The sequence below is a fragment of the Halorhodospira neutriphila genome (genome assembly GCF_016584055.1).
GTDB lineage: Bacteria > Pseudomonadota > Gammaproteobacteria > Nitrococcales > Halorhodospiraceae > Halorhodospira > Halorhodospira neutriphila.
Genome location: NZ_NRSH01000224.1, coordinates 1 through 1,788, shown reverse-complemented (window position 1 = coordinate 1,788; position 1,788 = coordinate 1). Strand labels below are relative to the sequence as shown.

Here is a 1,788-nt window from a genome sequence, read left to right as displayed (position 1 = left end):
CCCCGGCAGCGCCTACGTCCTCTTCATCGCCCCCGCTGCCGGGGCGGGCGCGGCAGTAGCCGTGCACCCCCCGCTGCCGGGCGGCGGCGACGGCCTCCGCCGCCAGGGTCTGCTCGGCGCCGGCGCGGCAGTGCAGGATCCAGCCGAGTGCTTGCATAGCGCTGCATTGTACGGGTTTTGTCGAGCCGGGGCGGCGGGTGGCCGGGAGCTGGGCCGCGGCAGGGGCTCGGCTGGCAGCCTGGCTGGTCTCGGGACTATTCTGGGGAGGTCGAGCCCGGCTTGGTCTGGGCACGCCGGGGCGTGCCGCTTTTAAGGGGGAAGGGAGCCATGCAGATTGCCCTGATTGTTGTCTTCGCGGTGCTGCTGGCGATTGTCGCCTCGGCGATCCGCATCCTGCGCGAGTACGAGCGCGGCGTCGTCTTCCAGCTCGGCCGCTTCTGGCGGGTCAAGGGCCCCGGGCTGATCCTGATCATCCCGATCATCCAGCAGATGGTCCGCGTCGACCTGCGCACGGTGGTCATGGACGTGCCCAGCCAGGACGTGATCTCGCGGGACAACGTCTCCGTGGGGGTCAACGCCGTGCTCTACTTCCGGGTCATCGATCCGCAGCGGGCGATCATCAACGTCGAGGACTTTTACACCGCCGTCAGCCAGCTGGCGCAGACGACCCTGCGCTCGGTGCTCGGCCAGCACGAGCTCGACGAGATGCTCGCCGAGCGCGACCGGCTCAACGCCCATATCCAGGAGATCCTCGACCAGCAGACCGACCCGTGGGGGGTGAAGGTCGCCAACGTCGAGATCAAGCACGTCGACATCGACGACTCGATGATCCGCGCCATCGCGCAGCAGGCCGAGGCCGAGCGCGCCCGGCGGGCCAAGGTCATCCACGCCGAGGGCGAGCGCCAGGCCTCCGAGCAGCTGCGCGACGCCGCCCACATCCTCGACGAGAGCCCCTCCTCGCTGCAGCTGCGCTACCTGCAGACGCTGGTGACCGTCGCCAACGAGAACGAGAGCACCTCCCTGGTCTTCCCCCTGCCCATCGAGATGATGCGCGCCTTCGCCCGCAGCGATGCGGCCCCCGAGTCCCTGCGCAAGGCGGCGGCCGCCGCGAGCGGCGAGGGCGGCGGCAGCAGCGGGCCCGAGGGCGGGCCGCGCAGCGGCTGAGGCGGAACGGTCGCCGTGGCTGCCCATCGACAGGGCCCGGAGCGCCGCGGCCGGCCGCGGCGCCGGCCGGTGCCGGGGGAGGGTGATCGGGCCCGTATCGAGGCCTTCCTCGACGCCCTCTGGAGCGAGCAGGGCCTGGCGGAGCAGACCCTGGCGGCGTACCGCTCGGACCTCGAGGGCTTCGCCGCCTACCTCGCCGAGCAGGGCGGGGCCCTCGACGCCGCGGGGCCGGAGGCGATCCGCGGCTATCTGGCGGCGCGGGTGGCGGCCGGCGCCCGGCCGCGGACCACGGCGCGGCTGGTCAGCAGCCTGCGGCGCTTCTACCGCCGCCTGGTGCTCGACGGGGTGCGCGAGGACGACCCGAGCGCCGAGGTCGAGCCGCCGCGGCTCGACCGGCCCCTGCCCGGCACCCTGAGCGAGGCCCAGGTCGAGGCCCTCCTCGAGGCGCCGGAGACCGACGACCCGCTAGGGCTGCGCGACCGCTGCCTGCTCGAGGTCCTCTACGCCACGGGGCTGCGGGTCTCCGAGCTGGTGGGGCTGACGGTGGCCCAGGTGAGCCCCCAGCAGGGGGTGGTGCAGGTCGTCGGCAAGGGCGGGCGGGAGCGGCTCGTCCCCCTTGGCGAG

At 73.4% G+C, this 1,788-nt stretch carries 2 protein-coding genes and 1 pseudogene; 2 read left to right on the top strand and 1 reads right to left on the bottom strand.

Annotation, left to right across the window (positions count from 1 at the left end):
- Window positions 1-157 (bottom strand): annotated as a pseudogene (locus tag CKO13_RS13140) (hypothetical protein); the annotation flags it as partial.
- 170 nt (window positions 158-327) lie between these two features.
- Between CKO13_RS13140 and CKO13_RS11985 the strand changes: the two are divergent.
- Together CKO13_RS11985 and CKO13_RS11980 are read left to right on the top strand one after the other, a co-directional pair.
- Complete coding sequence (locus CKO13_RS11985) at window positions 328-1,164, top strand: slipin family protein (RefSeq protein WP_200261338.1); 837 nt, start codon at window positions 328-330, stop codon at window positions 1,162-1,164.
- Between the two features lie 69 nt (window positions 1,165-1,233).
- Window positions 1,234-1,788, top strand: a 555-nt coding sequence (locus CKO13_RS11980) for a site-specific integrase (RefSeq protein ID WP_200261340.1), incomplete at its 3' end; no start/stop codon positions are given.